Genomic DNA, 24,534 nt, shown 5'->3' with positions numbered 1-24,534 from the left:
TTATTCCCTCTCGCTACTTTCCGCTGATAGTGCCGAAGCGATCTCAAGAGCAACTCTCGCTGCCAAGTACGCATACCCCTGGCTTGTAAAATGAACATCCCCTTTTTGTTTTTGGATTTCAGGTAATCCTTGCAATGCATGAGCATGCAGATCATTGATCCGAATCCCATTCTTTTTCATGATCGATTCAGCGATCAAATTATATTTGATCTCATCGCCCACCTTTCGTCCGGCCTCAAATTCCGGGACCGGCGTGGTTGCACACCAGATCAACGTCGCATCGGTTTGTTTCAAGCGAGCCACGATCTGCTGCAGACTCTCCCGATACTGATCCGGGCTTGCAGTTAATGTTCCATCGACCTTGTCGCGATGCCCTTGTGTTTTTGACTTTGGATTTCGGTAGCAAATATCCCACAACCCCCAATTGAAATGGATCACATCCCATTTGCGTTTACCGAGCCACTTATCCAGGTTTTCGCTTCCAAACGCTGCGTATTTTCCATTGCTGGGAATTCGAAACACATCCGCCTTTCCTGACAGTCGTTTGCGAACGTCGACGGTATAGCCAATCGATATCGAGTCGCCGATCAGCAGGACGTTGGGCAGATCCGGATCATCCTGCGGATTGGCAAATGCATTAGAGAATTCCTTGCCGGTATACAGCTCATCCTTACTTGCTAATTCCTGTGCCGATGCACCGATCGTTGTTCCCAATAAAAACACTGCACATAGCATTGGAGCCAAGGCTTTCGCTGCAGTTGCACCCTGGAAAAATTGCTTCAAGGGGAGAGTCCGACTTTTCCCGTCGGCGACATCGGTAAGGTGCGTGTCTTTTATCAACTCATTTCCTTTTCAAATGGGTTAAGTGATTGGCGTCTCAGTTGTTGCTTACCGTAGCGAAACTCTTGGCGAGTTTCGCTACAAAGAGATTCCTGCAGTCCAATCCATCGCGTCGAACGTCTCGAAAATCTACCGGACTGAAATTTCATCGACATACATTCCGCCGTTTTCGATGGTCGTTAAACGAACGGTGTTGGCTCCACGCTGGATTGGGATATTGACGGTCACCGTTTTCCAATCGGATCCCCAGTTCTTCGTATTCGGAAGCATCAGTGTTTCCTTAACGACTCGGCCATTCACGGTTAGTTTGAATGTACGACCCGAGCGGCCCTGGCGTATTCCGCTGTAGCGAATCGTAAGATCCGCCTCTCCCGCGTCGCCATCGTTTTCCAGATACCACTGTACATAGGCACCTTTGTTCTGGCCAAAACCAATGAACCCCTTGCCATTGAAGTTCTTTCCGTTGGAAAGAACCTTTGCCCCGCTCAACATTGCGTCTTCGGCCTGGTCGCCTCCGAGATTCGATTGGGTTTGGCCTCCATCCCATACAAACCCTTCGTCTGCGGCGAATCGCTCTTGAAGTGTCTGGACAGGCTTGCCATCCAACGCAACCATCGCTTTGACGGTGGTGCCCAGCGACACCTCGAAGGGTTCCGAGTACCGAACCGACTGCGAGGTCGGCGCGGAGCCATCGAGTGTATAGAAAATTTCGATTCCAACCGTTGGGGGCGTTCCTCGCAGCGACAGCAGTTGCACATCGATGCTCACCCTCTTGGATGTTACCTGCTTCTTTTCGCCAAGAATGCAACTGGCCATCAAGGTGATGTCCCCGGGCTCACCGGTCGATTCCACATAGCCGCGGGTCAAGCCGTAGAAGGCGATTCGGTTGTTGACCCCAAAATGCTTTTCGACATCGACGGGGCTCCCGTTGTCCAAGGCACGAATCACACCAGGGCCGATCACATGGAAATGGGTTCGGTTTTCTCCGTAAGGATAGAACTCGCCCTTCTCGTCCAGCGTCGTCACACGCACTTGAACGAGATCCTTGCCTTCGCTGGCCAGCGGTTCGCCATCGATCGATAATGCAATTCGCGAGGGGGCATCGGCAGTGCGGATCACCTTTTCCGCGACGGGCTGCCCGCCATTGTAACCGACAGCTTTCAATTCGCCCGGCTGCCAGCCCACCATCCACTGGCACTGCATTTCATCGGACTTGGTTCCGGGCTTCTTTTTACCCAGCGATTGACCGCTCAAAAACAATTCAACGAAATCGCAGTTGGAATAGACCCAAACTGGTAGTTGCGTGCCCGGCTTTAGCGTCGGGTGCGTCCAGTGCGGCAGGATGTGAACCATCGGTTCATCCGTCCACTGGCTTTGATAGAGGTAGTACAAATCCTTTTCAAAGTTAGCCATGTCGATGGCCCCGCCCATAAACGATTTGAACGGCCAGCCGCCATGCACATAGCCCGCTTCGCCGATGTAATCGTGCCCCGTCCATCGGAAAGAGCCGGCATAATTCGGGATGTCGCGCAGCTGCTGGATATTCTGGCGTGCATTTAAGCGAACGGTTGCGTTGTCGTAGCTGGAGTTGAAGATCTGTTTACGGTTCGCTCGTCCAGCCTCATCCGTCCAATCATTGAAAAATACTTCCTTCTCGGTTAAGTCGGGAATCCAATGCGGCTTCTGCCCTTTGTGGGGATAGCCATCGCGATACCACGTCTTGGTGCGATAGAAGCCACGCACCTGCCAGGTGTGCGTGTTTTCGGTTCCGATAAACACGCGATCCTTCTTCAGTTGATCGAACCAGCCCATTTTTTCGCTGCCGCCGTTCACGCCGAAGACATCCATGTATTCCGATCCCGAGTGACCGGAGGTGACTGGACGTGTGGGATCGAGTGCATGACAACGTTCCACCAAATCCTTTCCGATCGCTCCATGAGTTTCGTTACCGACACTGTAGATGACGATCGAAGGATGGTTGCGATCTCGCCGAACCCAATCGGTCAGATCCCGCTGCCACCAATCGTTAAAGTAATACCGTCCATAGTCATGCGCTGCTTTCTTCTTCCAGCCATCGAAAATTTCATCCATCACCAACATGCCGACTTCGTCACAGATGTCGTAAAAAATAGGCGTTTGTGGATTGTGTGCTGTGCGGATAGCGTTGCAGCCCATTTTCTTGAGCTGTTCGATACGGAATCGCAGCACCTTGTCGGGCACCGCCGCACCGAGCGCACCGGCATCTTGGTGGTTGCAAACGCCTTGCAACTTGACGTTTTTACCGTTCAGCCACATACCGGTTTCCGGTTTCCACTGGACATCGCGAATTCCGAAGCGGGTGGTCGCAGTATCAACGGTTTGCCCGTTGGAAATCACTTTGGTGATGACTTGGTAGAGATTCGGTGATTCGAGATCCCAGCGACGTGGCGAGTCAATTTGGAGCTTGAAACTTTGGGTTTGAAGCTCGGACGAATCAATGTTTACCGGCTTTTGTTGTCTAGTGACCTGATTACCGTCGGGATCCAAGATCGCGATTTCGACTTCAATCGATTCCGTTTTGCCAGTGGTATTTTTGATCTCGGCATCCACTTCAACGGATTCGCCTGTTGTGCGAACAAAGACTCCATCCGCCGGAACATGAATCTTATGTCTCACATCAATCCAGGTGTGGGCATAGATACCGCTACCTGTGTACCAGCGTGCGGAAGGTTGTTTGCTATTGTCCACCCGCACAGCAAAGGTGATCGAGTCAGAGGATTCAGCGATGTCGCTGATGTCGTACGAAAACGAACTCCATCCATACGGCCGTATCCCGAGCTTCTGGCCGTTCGCCCAGACGGTGCTGTTCATGAAGACGCCATCAAACGCGATCTCAACATGTTTGCCTTTCCACTCACCAGGGACTGGAATGGTCTTGCGATACCAACCAATGCCTGCGGGTAGATAGCCGCATTGATCCCCCATCGGATGATCCTTGCGATATTCGCCCTCGATGCTCCAGTCGTGCGGCACATCCAACCCACGCCAACCGGCATCATCAAACTTCTGTGCCTCTGCGCCCGCGTGATCGCCCAGAGCGAATTTCCACTCTGTATCAAAACTCGTTCGCTGCTCCGCTTGGACGGACATACTGAAGCTCATCAGCAACAATATGATGCACTGTCGTGCTAATTTCATTTTTTTGATTCCATTGTAAAACCTTCCATTCTTACTCCGGGCCGGAGCCTGGGAAGTTCTGGCTTTTGATTCGAAAAACACAGGAGTGGCTTCCCTTTCCTCCGTTTACATTCGCACCGGCGGCGACGTAGAGGTGAGTGGGATGCCCATCCTGCATCAGCAACTGAGGACGCTCGAACTTCTTGCCACGCATCACCGCGGCGCCGTCAAGTCGTTGCTTACCTAAATACCGCTCCATTTTGTCGTAACCTAAAATGGGCTCCGAAAAATGAATGCCATCGTCCGATGCCCACAAGTAGCCAGTTCCCTCGTTGTTATGTGTCGTTAACAGATACACCTTTTCGTTTTCAACAAAGGCATAACCGTCTTCGATGGTTGTCTTGTTGCTAGTGAGCGGTTCCGGGACGAAGGCGTACGGTCCTTCGACCTGATCCGCAATTGCAACGCCCATGCGACGAATGTCGCCTTGCTTCATGGCTTTGTAATAAAGAAAAAAGCGACCGTCGGGATGTTCTAACAGAGCGGGGTTATTGACTCCGACCGACGACTGGAAACTCCACACGGCTGGGTCGGTTGGCGGAGCAAGGATGGGCTCATCTTTTACGACCTTCTTCCATGGGCCCTCGGGGCTGTCGGCAATCACCATTCCGATTCGCTGCGAAGCGACGCACTCCGCTTTGGTTCCACCCGCATTGGCGATGTAGGTCAGCACATATCGATTGCCCACTTTTTGTATGCTGGGGTTGTGCGGCGATTGGTAATCCCAGTCGCCCTTGTTCCCGCTGCCCGTCAGCACGACTTCTTGAAACACAAAGGGTCCCTCGGGTTGATCGCTCACGTAGCGGGCGATTTCGCAGTGGGTTAACCAAGCTTTGAATTCCTCTTCGATCGGCCAGCGAGCGACAAAGAGATGCGTCTTTCCATTTGGGCCAATCACTGGACTCGAACCCCAGACATGGTAGTCCGGTTCCTCTACTGCAACCCCTACATACTCCAGACGGTCAGCCCAGGAACGATCCGAATTTTCCTTTCCAACGGCCGTCGTTGTGACTGCAAGGCACAGCCCTGCGAATATCAATAGAACTCTTTTCATTTTTTTTTCTTTTCTTAAGACATACGAACGAAGAACAAACCAACAGGTTTCGCGAACTAAGATCAGAGCGAGCTGATTCGTTTTAATGTACTTTTTCCAAAGCAGGTTCCAAAACCGATTTCAGATCATAGGTACCGTTCTTCTCGGTGTTCAGCGTCTTCGTTTTATCGCCATAGCGAACGGTACAGGGATTACCGAGTTTCGATCGCAGCGTTGCTGACGTCAAAACACCGCGGTTCCACTGCATGTCGATCTCAAATCCGCCGCGTGCACAAAGCCCCTTTACCGATCCATCGGCCCATGCGTCGGGCAACGCGGGAAGCAGATCGATGTGGCCAGCATGGGATTGCAGTAGCATCTCCGCTACGCCGGCGGCCCCACCAAAGTTGCCATCGATTTGGAAAGGCGGGTGTTTATCAAAGAGGTTGTGGTGAGTCGATTTTTCGATCAACTGTGCGAGGTTTTCGTGTGCTTTTTCGGCGTCCAAAAATCGTGCCCAGAAATTGATGATCCATGCTCGGCTCCAACCGGTGTGACCGCCTCCATTGGCGAGCCGGTGATCAATCGTTTTCCGGGCCGCGGCCACCATTTCGGGGTTGTCGTCAATGTTGTATTGGCGTCCAGGATACAGACCAAACAAATGCGATATGTGGCGATGACCAGGATCATGCTCTTGGAATTCCTCGGTCCATTCCATCAATCGTCCGTCGGATCCGATTTGCGGAAGGGCAAGCTGATCGAGTGCGGTTTGAACGTCGCGAGTGAATTCATCCTCCACGCCCAGGATTTGCGCTGACTCGAGCGTGTTGGTGAACACGTCCCAAATGATCTGCTGATCCATCGCCGGACCCATCGTCAAGTTACATCGAGCGTTGGTTTCTGGGGCGATGAATTTGTTCTCAGGTGATGTGCTTGGCCCGGATACCAATTTCCCTGTCTTCGGGTCCTCGACCAACCAATCCAGAAAAAACAGCGATGCTTGTTTCAATACCGGATAGGCTCGATTTTTTAGGAATTCTCGCTCCCCGGTAAACCGGTAATGTTCCATGAAGTGCTGGGTCGTCCAAGCACCGCCAACCACCCATTGTCCATACTGGACATTTCCAAAGGGGACGGTGCCATGCCAAACATCCGATCCGTGCCCGGCTAAAAATCCACGGCAACTATACAGATCTTTGGCGGTCTTCTGACCCGAGGGGACCAGACGTTCAATGTAGGCCATAAAGGGCAGATGGCATTCCGAAAGATTCGTCGTTTCGGCGAGCCAGTAGTTCATCTGGAAATTGATGTTGATGTGATAATCACTGTTCCAGGGCGCGGCCATATCTTTGCACCAGAGTCCCTGCAGATTGGCGGGCAAGCAACCAGGCCGCGAGGATGAGATCAGCAGGTATCTGCCGTATTGAAAGTAAAGTGCTTCTAAGTCGGGATCGATCGTTCCGTTTTGATACCCCTGCAATCGGGCAATGGTCGGTTTGGTCGATGGAGTTCCAAGCTTCAGTTCAACCCTGCGGAAAAGCGTTTGGTGCGCAGCGGAGGTGTCCGCCTTGATTTGCTCGTATCCTTTTTGCTTCGCCGCAGTGACGGTGCGGTCGCAAATTTCCACTAAATTATGAGTGAATGGATGGTCTGTATCCTCGCGGTTGTAATCCGTTGCCGCAGCGATATAGATCACCGCCGAGTCCGCATTTTTAATGGTCAAGCGATTGCCGTCCGCTTGGGTGGATCCGTTTTGTGCGATGACCTTGTAGACCGTGGCAAACTTGACACCCAAGTGTTTGTCGCCGTGCGCGGCTTGGCCGGTGGCAACCACCGTGTCGTTTCCGTTTGCTTTGGTCGCAAAGATTCCTTGCCGTTCGATGCGTGCATCAAACGAAACAGAGCCAGGTTTGTCTGCTGTGATCTTGATGGCGATGACATCGTCCACCGAACTTGAATAGACTTCGCGGGTATAGTTGACGCCGCCCGAGGTGTAATGGGTTGTCGCAATCGCGGTGTCCAGATCCAGCGATCTGCGATACGCGGTCGCTTTTGCGACAGGACCGAAATCGAAACGCAGTTCTCCCATCGTCTGGTAGCTTCTCGGAGAGATGCGGCCAGCAAGAATCGCCTGCTGTTTTTTCTGAGCCTCGGCGTATTTTCCTGCAAACAACAGTTGTCGGACCTCATCGATCGTACTGCTGACGTTTTCTTTCACCACGGGGATCGGCGGGCCCGCCCAGATGGAATCTTCGTTCAGCTGAATGATCTCTTTCGAAACGCCCCCATAAACCATCGCTCCGAGCCGGCCGTTGCCCACAGGCAAGGCTTCTTCCCAATAAGTGGCCGGCCGGTTGTACCATAACGACAAAGGCTGCTCCGGAGCCTGATTCAGAGATTGTACCTGTGCTGATTCGGTGTAGCTGAACTTGCTTGGTTTGCCTTTGCTAGGTGCATCTGCACCCATCACGGGACAGGCCGCGATGCTGATCACGAGGCATAGGTAGATAGAGATCTTGTTCATTTATCAGTTCGTAGTTGTATTCCGGGGAGTGTTTGGTTTGAATCAAATGGATGAATTTGCGGACATCGTCATTTAGGGCTCAAACCGGTCGGTGCGAAACGGAAAGGCCGGTAGATCGGCGTCATTGACGAGGTTCACGTCCGGTTTTCCGACAAAGGCGTAGCGAACATACAACGGCTTTGCCAATTCAGCGGACTGTAAAACCACGCTCTGTCCTTGGATCGTCGCATCGGCTCGGACCCATTTCTGATCATCATCGGCCAACCAAAACGCCTTGGGCGGGGAACCATCGGTTGTTTTTAGACCCTCGGCATGTTCAAAATGAACGACCAGCGTGTTGTTTTTGGCCTCGACTTTTTGAAAAACGGGGCCTTCGGCTTCGACCTTCTGCCCGAGCGTGTCACGTGCTGCGAGCAGGGCTAATCGACGCCCAATCGGCAGCTTGTCTTTCGGATGCACGTTCTTGATGTCGCCCAAATCGATGGTGTTTGCAACCGCGGTATGCGGTAGTTCGAGAGCTTTGAGCTGCGATTCCCGCATCCAGGCCCACGAGTGCGCGGCCGGATTATCACGAGGTACTTTGGGTGACGTTTTCAGTACGTTTCCGTATCCTGGCAACATCACGATCAAGAAGTGCAAATCATCCTGGTTCCATTGCTGACGATAACGCCGCATCCATTGCTGCAGCACATCGCCATAGATCCGCATGCCCGAGTTCCGTGAAAACCAAGGCTCTTTGACCATCCCGTGCATGGACTGCGTGTTGCGTTCGCCTTGGTACCACACCAATCCACGACAAGCGTAGGGTGCAAGCGGATGCATCATCGCGTTGTAGATGATGTTGGATTGTCGACGCAAAAAGATGTCCTCCTTGCCGCTCCAAGGTTGAGGGCCATTGAGGGTGGCGTTGATCTCAGCCTGCGTTTCGGTATTGGCGTCAAACTCTTCCATCATGACTTTGAAATGGGGCACGGTTTCGGTCATGTCGCGGGGCATCCAGGCTTCGATCGACGTGCTGCCCCAGCATGACAGAATGATGCCGACCGGAGTATCCGCGGATGCTTGCAGAAAATGAGCAAAGCCAAACGCGACCGCACTATCAGGATAACGATCCACCCATTGGCCCTCGCAACGTTCTTGCTCAGTAAACGCCACGCTGCGTTTGACTGTAAAGTTGCGAATGTTGTTTGTCTGCGGAATCAACGCCTTGACTTCGGGTACCGCATCGACACCGAGCTGCATGTTGGATTGTCCCGAACAAATCCAAACTTCGCCGACTAGGACGTCACTGCATTGCTGGTTTTCGATCGCCGAATTCAAACTCGACGAGACCGTCATCGTTTGCGGTTCGAACGAAGCGGAAAGCGGATCAAGTTTGATCATCCACTTGCCATCGGTTTTGACGTTAACTTTTTTTTCCTGTCCCGCAAATTTCACGGTGACGGTGGCCCCAGGGTCTGCGGTTCCCCAGACGGGAACAGGTGCGTCGCGTTGCAGCACCATGTGGTCGGTGAACAGCGAACCTAATTGGAGCTCGGCAAACGCGGTGCTGGGCACCAAGACGGCCATCAGCAAACCGCATGCGAGAGAAGTTTTCATCATTTTACCTTGGTTTTGGATCTCATTTCGGTGCATGTCGCGTTATTTCCCGCTCTTCCAAAGTTTGATCGTATCGATATCGTTTTTTGATTCGTCGCCTGCGGTGCTGCGTCCCCGCGTGACATCCGCTTCGAGTTGGGCGAGCAAACGTTCCGCCACTTCGGGATGGGTTTCGTACAAGTTCGTTTCTTCGGCGGGATCGTTTTGCATGTCATACAGCTGAGCGATCGGGCTACCTTTGGCGGCTTGTTTTTCAGTCGGAGAGCTCCAGCCCCCCGACGCCTTTGCCAATAGCAGCTTCCATTTCCCCTGTCGATAACCGAAGTGCCCGCTGATCGAGTGGTGAATCACACCCGCACGCGTCGAATCAATCGGTTCGCCGCTCAGGGCTGGCAGAAAGCTAACGCTGTCCTCGGCGCTGCCCTCGGGTAGCGATTGCCCCGTCAAATCGGAAAGCGTGGCAAACAAATCGGTCAGACAGATCGTTTGATCGCAGCTCGAGCCTGCGGCCACCTTGCCTGGCCAACGGACGATAAACGGAACTCGATGCCCGCCATCCCATAAATCAGCTTTCGAACCTCGATACCCGGCACTGACGCGGTGTCCCTGTTTGGCGAGCTGAGGAATGCCGGCCGCTTTAGAGCATCCGTTGTCACTGCTGAAAATGACGAGCGTATTGTCGCTAAGACCGTTCTCTTTCAGTGCAGTGGTGATTTGTCCCACACCGTCATCGGTCTGCATCACGAAGTCCGCATACGCACCGAGTCCGCTTCGACCTTGCCACTCTTTTGTGGGAACAATCGGAGTATGCGGAGAACCGAACGGCACATACAGAAAGAACGGTGATTCGTTTGCGTCGTTGCCGCGGGCGTTGATATACTCGACCGCTTCACGGGTCAGCCGCGGCAGCATGTTGATCTCTTCGTCGTGCTCGATGACTGTGTCATTCTCGATCACGCCTTTCATATCCCGAGCGTGATGGAATCCATGAAAGTAGTCAAAGCCCCGATGGATCGGACCGTCTGGAATCTTGCTGCCGACCGGTGCCAGCCCCCTCTTTGCTGTTTTCTTACTTAGTTCGTTACCGGTATCGGGATCGACATATTGAAAGTTCAAATGCCACTTGCCGATGATGCCGGTATGGTACCCCTGTGACTTCAGAAAGCTGGCTACGGTCGGTCGGTCTTCGGCGATCAGATTGGGCGAGAATCCTTGAACCACGCCGCTTTGCAGTTGCGTCCGCCAACTGTAACGCCCCGTCATCAACCCGTAACGTGTCGGCGTGCAGACCGATGATCCGGAATGGGCATCGGTGAAAATCATTCCTTCGGCAGCCAGCTTGTCGACCGACGGCGTCGCAATCTTTCCATGCTCTGGATTCAAACATTGCACATCGCCATAACCAAGGTCATCGCAAAGGATGAACACGATGTTCGGTTTGGCAGGCAGATTCGGTTTCGCTGCCGACGCATCCGTACCGTTCCAAGCCACCATCAGGCAGAGGACCATGGTCGTAATTGTTTTATTCAAAGTTCTATCCTTGTAAGAGCCCCGCGGTCTGCTGGGCTGGACTATGTGAATCACTGGGCCTTGGCCGCGATACAACGGCATTCGATTGGTGCGGTATGAGATGACAGAAAAACAGGTTCCTTATTTTGCTAACTCGGTGACAAGTTCCTGACATCGATAGCGATACCTTGCAAGCACTTCATCGTACTCGGGATTGGAGGCGAGGTTGATTTGTTCCTGCGGATCGTTGGCGATATTAAACAGCTCTTCAAACACTGGCTGCTCTCCTTGGATCGACGCGTCGGGCAGATACTTCATCCGATCATTCTCTTTAGAGAAGTAACGAATGTACTTCCACTCGTTGCTGCGTACGGCTTCCATTCGTGGATAGCCTTGGTCGGTAAACAGATTTTCACAGAAGACTTCTTGGCGCCATTGGACCGGCTTGCCTTCGATCAGCGGCATCATGCTCTGTCCTTGATAAGTATCTGGCACGGGCACGCCGCAAAGTTCCAATATCGTCGCCGGCAAATCCTGACCCGCTACCAACTCATCCACCGTCATACCCCGTTGTTGCCCGGAGAAGTAGGGTGAATAAATAATCATTGGGATGCGAACGCACTCGTCATAGAGAAACGTCTTGCCACCAAGGCCATGCTCACCGAGCAATAATCCGTGGTCGGAAGCGAATACAATAATGGTGTTGTCAGCGATTCCCATTTTGTCCAATTGCATTCGTAACTTACCGAGCATCATGTCGATTGCCGTGACAGCGCGGGCCATCTTGGTCTTCTTATTCAACAGCGCTGCGGGATTGGTCGTGCGGTAATAGCCCATCAATTCATCCTGGCGAAAAACCTGTTCGGGCAACGGGACTTTGATGTTGGGATAGCCATCAGGGAACACGAAATCGTCCTGCACATTGTTGTACAGAGTGCGGTACATTTCCGGGTCCGTATCTTTCGCTCCCATGCCACCGATGCTGGACGCATGCGGCAGATTGAGATTCAGCGAAAGTGCAAACGGCTTGCTCTGATCTCGCTTGTGCAGAAAATCTGAGACGGACTGGTGAGCATTGTTAAAGAAGTAGTCCGTATCTTTTCCAGGTCGCATGAAAGCCTCGGTCGCCTCGTAGAGTCCTTCGATCTGGGAGCTGTGCCGAAGATTCTTGAACTCGTTCCACTTCAGCAAATCAAAACCGAGGTGCCCGCCCTTCATGTAGCAAAAATCAATGTTCTCCTTCATGTAGGCATTGCGTTCCTTTGCCGGTCCAATGGTGGCGTGATGCTTGCCGATGTAGCCAGTGAAATACCCCGCAGCCTTCAATTGCATAATCCAGCTATTGTCAAACAGCTCGTGTGAGATATGGTTCTTGGAAACGTGGTAAAAACCTTGTCGGTTCTTGCGTTCCCATTGGCCAGTGAAGAAGTTGGCACGGCTGGGGCCACAGATCGGGCTGGTGATGAAGGCGTGACTGAAGAAAACTCCGTCCGCTGCCAATTGGTCAATATTCGGTGTCTGGGTTACCGGATGCCCCGTCATGCTGAGCGAATCCAATCGCTGGTCATCCGTCTTGATGAAGATGACATTGGGCCTGGTTGACGCAACCGGTGCCAAGGCTTGTTCCACCGCGTGCAGCGAACCCGTCAATAGCGCGAAGCTAATTACGGCGAAACTGACGATGATTGGAAGTAATTGTTTGTGCATCGCTTGACGTCGGTTCGTGTGGCTGATCAGTGGATTGGCTTAGGGATGATGGTTAACAGTCCGAACGCAAAGTGAAGCAGATACTTGTTGATCATTTTGCCGTGGTCTTTTCGGGGTAGTAAAACTTGTGTCCGGGTAGACGAACTGTCTTGTCGCTGAGTCCAAACAGATTGCGATTTGCATCGCTGACAGGGATCGGTTCGATTTGGAAATCAACCTGTTCCAACGCGACCGGTGACAACGTGGCGGATTCCCCTTTCTGAAGTGCGATTTGATAGAAGCCATCGTCGGACTTCGAAACGGTCTGTTCTTTGCCGTTGATATAGATTTTCGGGTTGGGGATGTCGGTTTGGACGAAGCATGCCGATCCTGCCAGACTTTCCACCGTCACAAACTGGGTCACCCCGTCTTTCTTTTTAGCGGTAACCAGGAAGGCTCCCTGCGTTCGCAAATTCTTGAAGGCAACATCGCCCCAGATTTCGGGTGTCCCGCGGAACACGCGAATCTTGCCACCCCAACTCTGTAGCAACATGTCGTGGATACAGGTGGCGAACGAAAGCGGGCTTTCGATCACCGGGTTTCCTTCGGCGTACATAGTCGTCGGCGAAACATTCTTGTGTTGGATCAAGAAATCGAGATAGTGATATGCCTTCGCTTTGTCGCCCAGCCAAGCGTACATTGATGCGGCCCCCGTCGCGGTATACCCGGTGACCGGCATCGCCCCGACTTTGATGCCGCTGTTGATCGAAACATCGAGCCAATGATCGAGCGAGGTACGGAGCATCTTTGCGTCCGCTTCCTTCTCTGGCGTGATGACGGCCAGCGGGTAGAAACCAAGTAGGTGCGAGTAGTGGCGGTGCGGTTTATCAAACGGAATATCCTTGCCAATTCGCAGGCCGTTCTCGTCGATCTGAAATTCAACGAGGTTGTCGACAACGTTCTGCCACTGGGATGCCAGCGGATCGTTCAGCTGGTGCTCTTCGTTGATGTCGAGAAGCGTTTGACAGGCCCAGCGGAGCAGAGCAATCGAGAAGTTGATGTCTTGACCATGTCCACCGGGATACTCGGGTGACCAACTCTGGCTGATGTGAATTTTGCCGTCATCGGATTTCACCGGACGTTCACGAAGAAAGTTCAAGTAACCGTTGACGTTTTTTCGCAGTAGCGGGAACAGCCCCTCTCGCATCCGCGTCCGATCGCCCGCGAATTCGCAGTGCAGCCAGTAATTGTTCAGGATCCAGGCCAGCATGTCCGGCACTTTGCCGTGATCGTAAGCTTCACAATCCTGTGGGAAGCAGGCGGCAATCGCTGCGCTATCCTTCCATCGCTCGGGAACATTCTTGGCAAGATTGTCAGCATACTTATCCAAGTTATTCGGAAGCGATTCGCCAAGCGACATCCGATTGGCCGTCAAGTGCGTCCAGTATTGCAATTCAACATTCAGATCACCCCATACCATCGGCCAGAACGTGCGGTGATACCACGGCCCCATCAAGTCGAGGATGGGCCCGTTCTCTCGCATCGCCGAACCCAACTTGTACATCTGGATCCAATAGAACGCTTCTTTCTCGGGATCGTTGATCGTCAAAAAGCTAAGCGGATAGTATTTGTGCCACCACTCGCGGTGAGAGGAAACGAAAGTCTCGGCCTTCAGTTGTTGCCGCGCGTCGAGCAAATTCTTCTTCGCCGTTGCCAAGCTATCGTGCTCAGGAAAGCTGTGATGGATGCTTGCGGTCAGCAACTGTTTGCTCGACGGATCGCCTGTGATCTGCCAGCCGGTGGTGGTTTCGCCCCGTCCGTCGTGCAGCGGCTGAAAACAAAACTGCATGCCGTCTTCTTCGCTTAACGTCGGTTCTGGAGGCAGCGGATAGGGGGCAGTTCGCATCTTGTCCCAGCTGCGGCCCTTGGGCCCACCGCCCGCATCGAGCGTCTCTTTTACCGGCGCGATCGGCGTTTCCGGATGCCAAGTGATTTGGATCGACTCACCGCCTTCGGCCTGCGTTTCAAATGAAATCACATCGGTTTGGCTGTGCGAAAACGCATGAACCCGGTAGGAACCGTCCGTTGTGTTGATCGTCCCGGTCAGTTCGGCGTTCCATAATCCAAGCCGTAGATCGACCCCTGTGATCTCACCATTGGATTCCACATTGAAGTGTCCCAATGGCAGGCGGCTTCGATAGATCCACAAATTTGCGTCCTCTCCATTGGGCAGCCGATGGTCGTAGTAGTCATGACGCCCGGCGTGGATCGAGATCACATTCTTCGCTTCGCCCACCGCTTGATAGAACAGGAATCCAACGTTGCCATTGCCGGTATACGGAGCGACCTCCCAGCGGTTTGGAATGCGATCCCAGACCATGTCGTGCTGCGAAAGAAACGCTTGCCAGTCAATCGGATTGAAATGTTGGCCGTTGTTTTCAAGCGACTGCGCGGATGTCCATGCCATCTGCGAGCAAACAAACGAAAACACGAAAAGGCATCGTAGGACGGGTTTCATTGGGCGGGACATCATTAGATGACGGTGAGGGCGTGAGGATCTTTTAAGCGGTTGCGATGGCGATATGTTGTGCGAGCAATCACGACGCGGTTTCAGGTTGTAACTTGTCCAGATTTGTCGTCTCGTCTGGGTCGGCTTCCATGTCGTAGACTACCGGCCCAGGACGGGGACTCTCTTTTCGCTTTCGACCGGGGCGTCGTTAAACATCATTAACTTGAACTCGCCGTCTCGGCCTTGCTTTCGGTCTCTTTCAGATACGGCAAGATGGTATTCCTGCAACGCCACATCGGACTTGTGGCGATAAAGTCAAAGTCATATTTCGTCAGCTTGCCAGCCACGGCGGCCTGTTGTGCTTTTCCCTCCCGAGTAAACACATCGGGATCCCCGACATAGGCAGGCCATGTATCCTTGGGGACATCGGCCCAGTCTGCTGCAACGTTGTGTCCGCCTTCTGCATGGCGGATATAGAAAATCTTTAGCCCTGACTCGCCCGTTCTGGCGGCCGGGTTAGTTTCGGCAAAGGAAATCATGGGAGCCAGCGACACCCAGAAACCTGCGGCTAAAAACAAACAGATTCTTTTGGTCCACATCACGTCGTTTCTCAGTCGTTTTGAAATCTCTTCTCGATCAATATCCCAGAGGGACATCCGCTTTTTGCCAGTGGTAAACTAGGCCCCATCACCGGTTTCGATCGCGTCGCAACATGACCCCACGTCACTCTGGTAAAGGAGGGGGCACTGGGCAATGGTGTTTTGCGACAGCCGGATGTGAATTTGCGACATCGCTCCAGCAGCACTGGCGTGGGAAAGCATTGCAATTGCGGGGCGACTGATGGGGCCAATCGGTCAAACAGTCTGCGAATGCGTCAATTCTAGGTGACTCAATCGCGTACTCGCCATTCGATTTTCGTCTTTACTTATGGTCAATGAAAAACTTCACGGTCCGCTCCTCGATTGCTTTGCGTGATGGGGCGATCTCCTCGCCAACGCGTCGCCAATTGTGTCCCGCATTGTGAACGATCAGTATCTCGACCGGAGCTTTCAATTGCTCCGCCTGTTGTTGCATGCGGTAAGCATGTTTGACGGGGATGGTCGTGTCCTTGTCTCCTTGAATCATTAGCAGCGGAGGGCTGTCTTGACGCAGGTAGTTCACCGGACTCATTTCGCGATAGAGCTTCGTTTTTTGATCAGGCGTTGATCCAGCAGGCAAGATCCGCGGCCCGAAGCGGTCGCGAAAGCCCTCGCGATCATCGTGATTAAAAAGATCGGTGTTTTCAAAGTCACAAGGTCCGTACCACGAAACACCTGCGACCATCTTGTAGTTGTATTCAGAAAGCGACGCATCACCGGGCAACGCGTCCGGGGCGGTTAGCAGAAGCATTTGGGCGATCTGGCCACCAGCCGAATCACCAAATGAAAACACGCGTTGAGGATCAATTCCGAGCGATTTGCTGTTCTTCGAGAGGTACCGAATTGCATCTTTGCAATCGATCACACAGTCTCGCATCGCGACCTTACCGTCGGGTCGCCAAAGTCGATAGTTCACCGTGGCCACACAGAAACCATGTTCGAGCAATTCAGTGGCAACACTCGCAAACGAACCGCGGACGATTCCGTCTTTGCTGCCCGCCGCCCAACCACCGCCATGCGTGTACACAACCAGTGGGCATTTTTGCTGCGGCTTGGCAGTTGGATAATAGAGGTCTAAATAGAGATCTTCCTCCGGCGTCTGCTTGTAGAGCACGTTTAGCTTCTTATCGCCCTGGGTCGCCAACGACGGGATTTTTACTGCTTTCAATTCTTTGAGTGTCAAAACCTCATCGCCGTTTGCATCCAATGCCTTCAGGCTGGCCCATTGTTGCCCAGCCTCTTGCTTGTCGATCTGGCCATTTCCATCGCTATCGGTACGGGCCATTTTCCGTGCGGCAAAGGCACCGGCATAGTCCGCTTGTGCGAGCGTCGACATCGTAAGCAGAACGAGACAAGCGATGATCGTGATAGGATGTCGATTCATAACATTCTCAGTGAAGCAAAATATGGGGTGTTGTTTTGTGATTCGCTCGCATTTGCCAGTACAACGCTGGGCTCGTCAGCGGTTGGTCATCAATTCGCTGGTTGCGATCCGGTAAACAATTTCTTTCAGTTGAAAATTGTTTCTCTGCGTCTGCCGGACAATCGTTTCAACGATGGGGTAGTCGGCGGCAACCAGTTCGCGGCCCTTGGCATACTCGGCGATACGGATGATCAAATTGCGGGCGAAGGGTCGCAAATCAGCAGCCAGAATTTTCTTCAAGCCATGGATGTCACGGAACTCATTGCCGGCGAAAATACCGTCGGTGCTGACCTTTTGCCGTTTGCTGTAGTTGGTGCGATAGCGTCCGATGGGGTCATACGCTTCTAACGCGAAACCGAGTGGATCGATTCGCTTGTGGCACTGCATACAGGCTTTATCGTTGCGATGTCTTTCTAACATCTGACGGACCGTCGTAGCGCCGGTGAGATCGGGCACGATTGCGGGAACTTCCTCAGGCGGTGGTGGCGGAGGCGTGCCCAAGAAGTGATCGAGCACCCAAACACCGCGAACCACGGGCGACGTTTCGACCCCGTTGGATGTCAACGTCAACACGCTGCCCTGAGTCAAAAGCCCGCCACGTTTTGAAGACGCGGGAAGTTGGGTCAACTTAAACTTGCCATCACCTTGTTTGGGAAGTCCATACAGCTCGGCAAGCTTATTGTTGATGAAGGAATAATCCGAATCGATAAAGTCGGCGACGCTCCGATTCTGTTCATAGACATAGCGAAAGAACAGTCGCGTTTCCTCACGCATCGCCTGCTCCATGCTCTCGCTGTAGATCCGAAACTCCCTTGTTTTGTTATCAGGCGGCATCGTTCCAAGTTCATCCAATGCCAACCATTGATCGGCAAAACTCTCACAGAATCGATCGGCGCGAGGATCTTGCATCATCCGCAACACCTGAGCCCTGAGGGTTGTTGGTTCGGTCAGCTTGCCCGAATTAGCGGCACTAAACAATTCCTGGTCCGGCATCGTGCTCCAGAAGAAATACGAGAGCCGACTTGCCAGCGGAAAATCGCTTAGTTCGCCTTGTTCTTCGAACAGGTACAGAAAATCGGTCGATGCCATCATCGCGGTCATCGTCTTGACGACCGCATCGTTCCAATCGCGAGACTGTTTGTATTGCTTGTTCAAGTAATCGAACCAGAGCCCAATCTCTTCTCGAGTGACGCGTCGCCGGAAGGCTCGGATGGCGAACCGCCCCAGCAAATATTCGCGTGCCGTGGCGCTGGTCAGATCGGGCATCTTGTCCGACAACAACGTCGTCTTCATCGACTCGGTCGGCCATTGTTCATAGAACGGGCCTTCGATCTTGTACTGGGTGACCCGAATACCGGGACCGCGAAAAGGACCGGCAAAGTCCGAATTTTTGAACTTGGTTCTTCGCAGCGCGGCCCGAATCTGCACGATGGGTTTCGAGGTTCCGTTCGCCATACGAAGGTAGGGGTAAAAATCTCGGTCAATCCAAGTTTCGACCGTAAATGTCTGCTCTTTGTCGTAGATCAGCGGAAATGTCTCGATCGTCTTACCAAGCGAATTGACCCCGGTTCGCCGTGCAGAGACGACCCCAATCGCCAACTTGGGCGGCTCATTCTTGGGAACAAACTTGACGGGGTACTGATCCTCGTCAACGGCCGATGCGGTGACGGTGATCCGGTACCGACCCGGGATCTGGCAGTTTCGCGTTGCCTTGCCGTCGACGATTTTGGAGTTACCTCCGATTCGAAACGTATAAAAATCTTTGCCATGGTTTTCATACCTTCGCGACGCTCCGGTGAGCTGCCGCATCGGAACCTCGAACACCTTCGGCTCAGGTTGTTTGGCATCCATGGTGAACAAAGCTTGCCACAGCGCCGCCTGGGCGGCTTCCATGTATTCAAACAGTGATTCGTCGGACATCACCAACGACGACGCGTTCGTGTCGAAGCCTTCGTTCACGTTGTCATCGTAGATATAGGAACTGGGGTCAAAGTTGCCATCATTCAGCCCCAATAAATCGCGAACCGTATTTTGATACTCGCGTTTGTTAAGCCGCCGCAGGCCACCCACGTTTTCGCTAGACGATTGCTCGGCGAGTTCGAGCACTTGTTTCGCGAGCGTGCTGCGCTGTGCGGCCGATGGTTGAGGTTCATCCTCGGGCGGCATCAACCCGCTGGCAATTTGTTCATAGACCCTCGTCAACAACTCGGCATCGGCGCTGGACAATGGATCCAACCGTACGTCGCCCTCTTGCTCGTCCGCATTGTGACATCGAACACAATGCTGGCGGATCATCGGCTCGATGGTCGAGAAGTCATCTGCATCGATCCGTATCGCTGGGAACAGAAGAAACACCGACGTCAACCACAAGATCGAAGTGTGCAACTTCGGTTTTGTGACGTGGGGTGCAAGGGAGCGCAATTGAATGGGAATTAGTTTTCTGCACATCATTTTTAGGAGAGGCTAAACGTTCCGGTCGCACCATTGAAGCTTTCAATCTCGACACCAAATTTCTGTAGCATCGTGGTGTAAAGATTATTTAATGGCGTCGCATCACCACCGGATGTCTTGCAGTCGACATGGCCTTGATGCCGGAAACCACCGCCAGCCAAGACGACTGGCAGATCTCGATTGCTATGTCGAGCCGCGTCCCCCATGCCGCTGCCAAAGTACACCATCGTTTTGTCCAGTAACGTGCCATCGCCGCGGTTGCCCAACGGGGAATCTTTCAACTTCTGGACAAACCGAGCCATTTGTTGAATGTAAAAATTGTCGATGATGCCCAATTGTCGAAGGATGTCAGGACGATTGCCATGATGGCTCAGCGAGTGATAGCCGGTGGAAACGCCATCAAGTTCGATCATCCGATTGTGCATGCCAAATCCAGCGGTGAACACGCGGCTCGAGTCCGATTGAATGGCCAACAGGATCAGGTCGAACATCATCGGTGCGAGGAACTCGTAATCTTGGCCCGAGTGCGGATGTCCCTCGGGTTGGTAGTTCACCTTTGGCTTGGGAACGTTTGCCCAACGTTGCATGCCTTGCAGTTTTGTTTCGGCATCACGAATCGCCGTCAGGTACTCTTCCAAGTTTTGCCGATCGGCCGGATTGGTTCGTCGCGCGAATCGTTTGGCTTGTTCGCGAACCAGATCCAAGATGCTGCCCTGTTCCTGAATCCGTAGCTCACGTTCCTTGATCGCGGCAGCCGAATCGGGGACAAACAATTGGTCGAACATGTCACGAGGATCCCCTAGTTCGCGAACCCGGATGCCCGAGGATGTCCACGAGGCATTCATTCCGCCACCGACAGCAACGTGCATTGACGGAAACCGCGTCTGGTAGCCTGCGTATTCGGCCGCAAGCTGGTCCATTGAAACGACGTTCCCGCCGCGAATTCCGGTCAGAAACGTCGAGATGCCACCATGGCCGGAAAAGATCGCCGGATGATCCATGTTGGAACAAACGGTGAAATCGCCCCGTAAATTCTCCAGCGGTTTGAGCGTCGGGGTCAGTTCGAAATTCGCCCCTGTCGATTTTGGAAAGAACGCTTTGGGATAGACGCCTAACGTCGGACTGATGCAAACCATTCGCATCGCATCGCCGCCGTCGTTCTTGCCAGCCGGGGTGGCAACCGATTCCATCATCGGCAGCGCGATCGTGATTCCCGCGGCCTTCAAGAAGGATCGGCGGGCTGGTGGCGAACTTGACAAGGCTTTTATGGTTTCGTCCTTCCGTAGCGACGAAGTCGCCATCGAATTAGCAGCAATACAAACTCATCCTATCTACCTTTAGATGAGAAAAAAACAATTTTTGCGACATAAGACTAACGAATTGCGTCCTCGAATCTCGTGCGAACTCGTTAAGCATCGTCGCAGTCATTACTGGCGTAGCGGAACTCGTCAAGAGTTTCGACCAGCCTGGAAAACGAAAGTCTTGACGACTTCCGCTACAGGAAAACCCGTCACTTATTGTTCCGACAATGCGAAAAGGTTGACCTCAGGCCGTTGACCATGTGAACCGACGCAATGCTAGCGACAAGAATGCCTGTCCCTGCAAAAACTGTCCCCTCAATATCCGTCCCCTTAAAATCCGCCTTCGATTTGGAATTTCGCCGGCGACTGGGGCGCCGCAATCGGTTCGACCTTTAAACCCACATCGCCGCGTTGACTTCGGTCGATCCCAATCGTTACCGCTCGCCGTCCCTTGGCCAGTGTGAGGGTCTTGGTTGGATCGTGGATTTCATTTCCGTCGACCCAAAATCTGAGTCCCAGCGAATCGTTGATTTTAAATTGGACCCCACCAGGGACCAGCACATTCAAATAACCTCGAGCGAGCACATGATCTCCACTTGGCAAATCGTTGGCCGGCAATTCACCGCGGACTTTGCTGTACGCGGTGACCCACGAGGTGTCTTCGGTCGGAAGTTCGTCAAAGTTGGAAGTGGCGGTTAGATGCCACTTTCGAATCACGGGACTTTCATCATTGGCGAAGGGGCCTGGTCGACCCAGCGCTGCGACAAACTTCGCGAGATCAAGAAACTCTTGACGACTGCCGAGTTGATCGACAAGTCCCGCGGGCATGGCCGAATTCATCGCCTTCTCGGCAATGATTTCATCCGCAGCAAGACGGATTTCTTTTCCACCTTGTGCCGCGTCTCGCACGACGACTTCGTCATCACTCTGGAATGTCACGATACCGGTCTGAGTGGTTCCATCGTCCAACACGAACATGCGGTTTTCGTAGTGTTCGGCAATCGCTTTGTTGGGTCGCAAAATCGATTCGACGATGTAGTCGGTTTTTGCCGCCGCACCCACCGCTACCAAATTTGGGCCAATGACGGGGCCGACGGGACCAATGCCGTGACAACTCGTGCACGACAGCGACTTGCGTCGATAGATGTCTTCACCACGATCCGCATCACCATCCGTTTCAACATCGTGGGTCAGTTGCGCTAGGTCTTCGGCCAACAATTGCAAGTTGAGCGACTCGGAATCCTGCGAGGGGCGAAACTGTTTTGCCAAGTTCTCAGGAAGCGACCCCGTCGACCGATGAAACTGATCAATACGAGCGGCCACTGCCGGGTGAACCTCGACACCTTTCATCGCATCAGAGAGAACGCTGGCTCCGTTTCGATTCTTCAGGATAGCCTGAACCAGCGGAACAGGATCCGCTTCGCCTGGGGCTTGGCTGAATAACGCCGCAGCCCACTTCGTTCCCTGCTGAATGTCGGTGGCGACGATGCCAACCAGTGCACAGTAGCGAGTCTCTGGATCACGATGTGCTGCGAGGTTCGTAAGTGTTTGCAGTTCTTTGCCACCACCAAGCTGGGCCGAAGCGACCGCGGCAGACCGACGTACGGCAGCGGGACGACCTTCGTCTTGGACAACATCCAAAAGTGGTTCTGTGACCTTGATCGCTTTCCAAGCCGCAAGATTCTCTGCGGCAAGCGAGGCAACGGTCGCGTTGTCGTCGTTGAGTAATCGCGTTAACGAACGCACACGCCGACGAAGCACACCCGAGGGACGCGAATTTGCCATCGACTGGAGTGATTCAAGCAGCGCGATTTGTGCATCATCCGATCGTGGATCCTTTCCGCTGGTCAACGAGGCGACGATTCGCAAAATATCATCGGGGGTACCCATCACAATAAACTGTTCGCGAAATTCGCTGATCTCTTTCTCACTGGGGTCTTGCTGCTTAAGAAAGTGATCAATCCGTTCAGCAAAACCAATTCCCGCAGCTCGTTCCGCAGCCGCCTCGTGGGATGCTTTGGCGAAACGAAGCGTTCCTGCCTCCATCGCCGGACGCCAATACGGCTCGAGTGCCTTCGTCGTTTGAGGCAATGCCAAGTCGAGGAAAGGGTCGCCGGGATGGTCGACCACATTCAGCGCCGCTGCAAAGGCCTCGGCTTGAGGAATGAATCCCGCCGACAGAACCGCTTCCATTCGTGTTCGCGGGAATGGATCCGCAGCTGCCTTGGCAATCATCGCAATCGGATCCGACAGCGCATCGTGCCAGTAGCGAATCACCCGCGCCCCCGCGGAACGCGCGTGACCGTCTGACGAAGCGAGTACCTTGGTTAGAATCTTCTCGCTCGGTCGTTCGACATTTTGACACGCCCACATCGCTTCCACGAGATGAAGTTCATAGTCGGGTGACTCGGTGTCGAGTTGGTCCACCCACGTTTGCAGTACCGCGAGCACTTCGTCGGGATCCCGTTCGCTGAGCTCTTTTTTCGCTTGATGGCGTACCCATGTTTCGGGACTCTTCAAATGATCGACGAGTTGCTTAGTGGTGGTTCCATCGAACTTGGGTTTCTTGACGAGCGGTCGATCCTTGTGCGTGATTCGCCAGATGCGACCGTGCTCATGATCGCGACGCGGATCGCGAAAATCATGGCTGGCATGATTAATGATCGAGTTGTACCAATCGGCGACATAGACCGCTCCGTCGGGGCCGATCTTGACGTCGACGGGTCGGAAATTTGGGTGCTTGCAGGTCATCAGTGGCGGCAGAACATTGGCGCTGAATCCAGCACCGTCCTCCGAGAATTCGTAGCGAATAATGGTTCGACTTTTAAAGCGGCCACTAAGCAGATTGCCACGGATGTCGTCGCCCACGTGCGACCCCGTCGCGAGATCGCCGCCACATTGCTTTTCAGTGCTGATTAGCGTCGGAACGCGAATGCTCTGCGCACCCTTTCCGGTCACCGGAGACAGGTACATGATCCGCGGATTATTGACCATGAACGATTGTCCCCATTGGTCAAACACGTGGCCCCAAGGGTTACCACCGGTACCGGTGCAGAACATTCTCAACTCTTGCGTCCGAGGGTTGTACTGATAGACGCCCCCGTTGAAATTCCGCACAACGCCGTGCTGCGTTTCCACTTGCGAATGCAAAAAGATGCCTTCTTGGAAATAGATCCATCCGCCGGGACCGCGTCGCCACGCACTGACCGAGTGGTGACTGTCTTCGATCCCAAACCCGGTCAGCGCCAATTCCTTGACATCGGCCACGTCATCCCCATCGGTGTCTTTGAGAAAGTACACATCGGGTGATTGCGCCACATAACACCCGCCATTGGCAAGTTCCAAGCCCGTGGGGATGTACAGTCCATCGGCAAACACGGTTGACTTGTCCGCGACGCCATCGTCATCGGTGTCCTCGAGGATGATGATTTTGTCGTTTGCGACTTCGCCCGGTTTCAATTGCGGGTACGCCCACGAACACGCCACCCACAACCGGCCTCGCGAATCCCAGTGCATGTGAGTGGGATTGGCGAGCATCGGATCGGATGCGAAAAGGTTGACCTGGTAACCGTCGAGCAGTTCAAAGTTTTCTTGCTCGGACGCTGGATCATGATTGTTCATCAAGTCCAAATTGGCGTCCTTGATGTTCTTGATACCCGATGCATCCTGCGCCGACGCGATGGTCGTCAACACGATGGTCATCAGGGCCGCCGTCACCAACGGGCGGACCGCTCGCCAAAAACACTCGTTCGCTTGTTTGAAAGTGGGGATATTCATAAGGTTCTTGAAAAATGTCATTAGGGTT

General features: G+C 53.4%; 13 protein-coding genes. All 13 read right to left on the bottom strand.

The genetic code is table 11. The features are described 5' to 3' along the window. Nucleotides 1–735, bottom strand: a complete 735-nt coding sequence (locus tag ABD971_RS01660) for an SGNH/GDSL hydrolase family protein (protein ID WP_345319050.1) — start codon at nt 733–735, stop codon at nt 1–3. Nucleotides 736–969: 234 nt separating this feature from the next. After that, entirely contained in the window at nt 970–4,017 is a 3,048-nt protein-coding gene (locus ABD971_RS01655; protein WP_345318789.1) for a glycoside hydrolase family 2 TIM barrel-domain containing protein, read from the bottom strand. Nucleotides 4,018–4,048: 31 nt separating this feature from the next. Further along, complete coding sequence (locus ABD971_RS01650) at nt 4,049–5,110, bottom strand: glycoside hydrolase family protein (protein WP_345318787.1); 1,062 nt, start codon at nt 5,108–5,110, stop codon at nt 4,049–4,051. An 82-nt stretch (nt 5,111–5,192) separates the two neighbouring features. Further along, nucleotides 5,193–7,613 carry a glycoside hydrolase family 95 protein gene (locus tag ABD971_RS01645; protein WP_345318786.1) on the bottom strand — a complete coding sequence of 807 codons (2,421 nt, stop codon included), beginning with the start codon at nt 7,611–7,613 and terminating at the stop codon, nt 5,193–5,195. Between the two features lie 72 nt (nt 7,614–7,685). Continuing rightward, nucleotides 7,686–9,212: a sialate O-acetylesterase gene (locus tag ABD971_RS01640; RefSeq protein ID WP_345318784.1), complete on the bottom strand. Its 1,527-nt coding sequence runs from the start codon at nt 9,210–9,212 to the stop codon at nt 7,686–7,688. Nucleotides 9,213–9,254: 42 nt separating this feature from the next. Beyond that, nucleotides 9,255–10,742 (bottom strand): sulfatase family protein, encoded by a 1,488-nt coding sequence (locus ABD971_RS01635; protein WP_345318782.1) that lies wholly within the window; start codon nt 10,740–10,742, stop codon nt 9,255–9,257. Between the two features lie 120 nt (nt 10,743–10,862). After that, on the bottom strand, nt 10,863–12,428 hold the full coding sequence (locus ABD971_RS01630; protein ID WP_345318780.1) for a sulfatase-like hydrolase/transferase: 1,566 nt from the start codon (nt 12,426–12,428) through the stop codon (nt 10,863–10,865). 91 nt (nt 12,429–12,519) lie between these two features. Beyond that, a complete protein-coding gene (locus ABD971_RS01625; protein ID WP_345318778.1) occupies nt 12,520–14,898 on the bottom strand; it encodes a glycosyl hydrolase family 95 catalytic domain-containing protein in 2,379 nt (792 codons plus the stop codon). 236 nt (nt 14,899–15,134) lie between these two features. Next, a complete protein-coding gene (locus ABD971_RS01620; protein WP_345318776.1) occupies nt 15,135–15,515 on the bottom strand; it encodes a histidine phosphatase family protein in 381 nt (126 codons plus the stop codon). Between the two features lie 322 nt (nt 15,516–15,837). Beyond that, nucleotides 15,838–16,938: an alpha/beta hydrolase fold domain-containing protein gene (locus ABD971_RS01615; RefSeq protein ID WP_345318774.1), complete on the bottom strand. Its 1,101-nt coding sequence runs from the start codon at nt 16,936–16,938 to the stop codon at nt 15,838–15,840. A 75-nt stretch (nt 16,939–17,013) separates the two neighbouring features. Then, complete coding sequence (locus ABD971_RS01610) at nt 17,014–19,332, bottom strand: DUF1592 domain-containing protein (RefSeq protein ID WP_345318772.1); 2,319 nt, start codon at nt 19,330–19,332, stop codon at nt 17,014–17,016. Nucleotides 19,333–19,430: 98 nt separating this feature from the next. Then, nucleotides 19,431–20,687: a DUF1552 domain-containing protein gene (locus ABD971_RS01605; protein ID WP_345318770.1), complete on the bottom strand. Its 1,257-nt coding sequence runs from the start codon at nt 20,685–20,687 to the stop codon at nt 19,431–19,433. A 372-nt stretch (nt 20,688–21,059) separates the two neighbouring features. Beyond that, nucleotides 21,060–24,506, bottom strand: coding sequence for a PVC-type heme-binding CxxCH protein (locus tag ABD971_RS01600; protein WP_345318768.1), 3,447 nt, complete (start codon nt 24,504–24,506; stop codon nt 21,060–21,062). Between the last annotated feature and the right edge of the window lie 28 nt (nt 24,507–24,534).

The organism is Novipirellula rosea, from assembly GCF_039541335.1.
In the GTDB taxonomy this organism is placed as follows: Bacteria; Planctomycetota; Planctomycetia; order Pirellulales; family Pirellulaceae; genus Novipirellula; species Novipirellula rosea.
The sequence above is the reverse complement of the archived record's forward strand: the minus strand, read 5'-3'. Positions and strand labels throughout refer to the sequence as shown.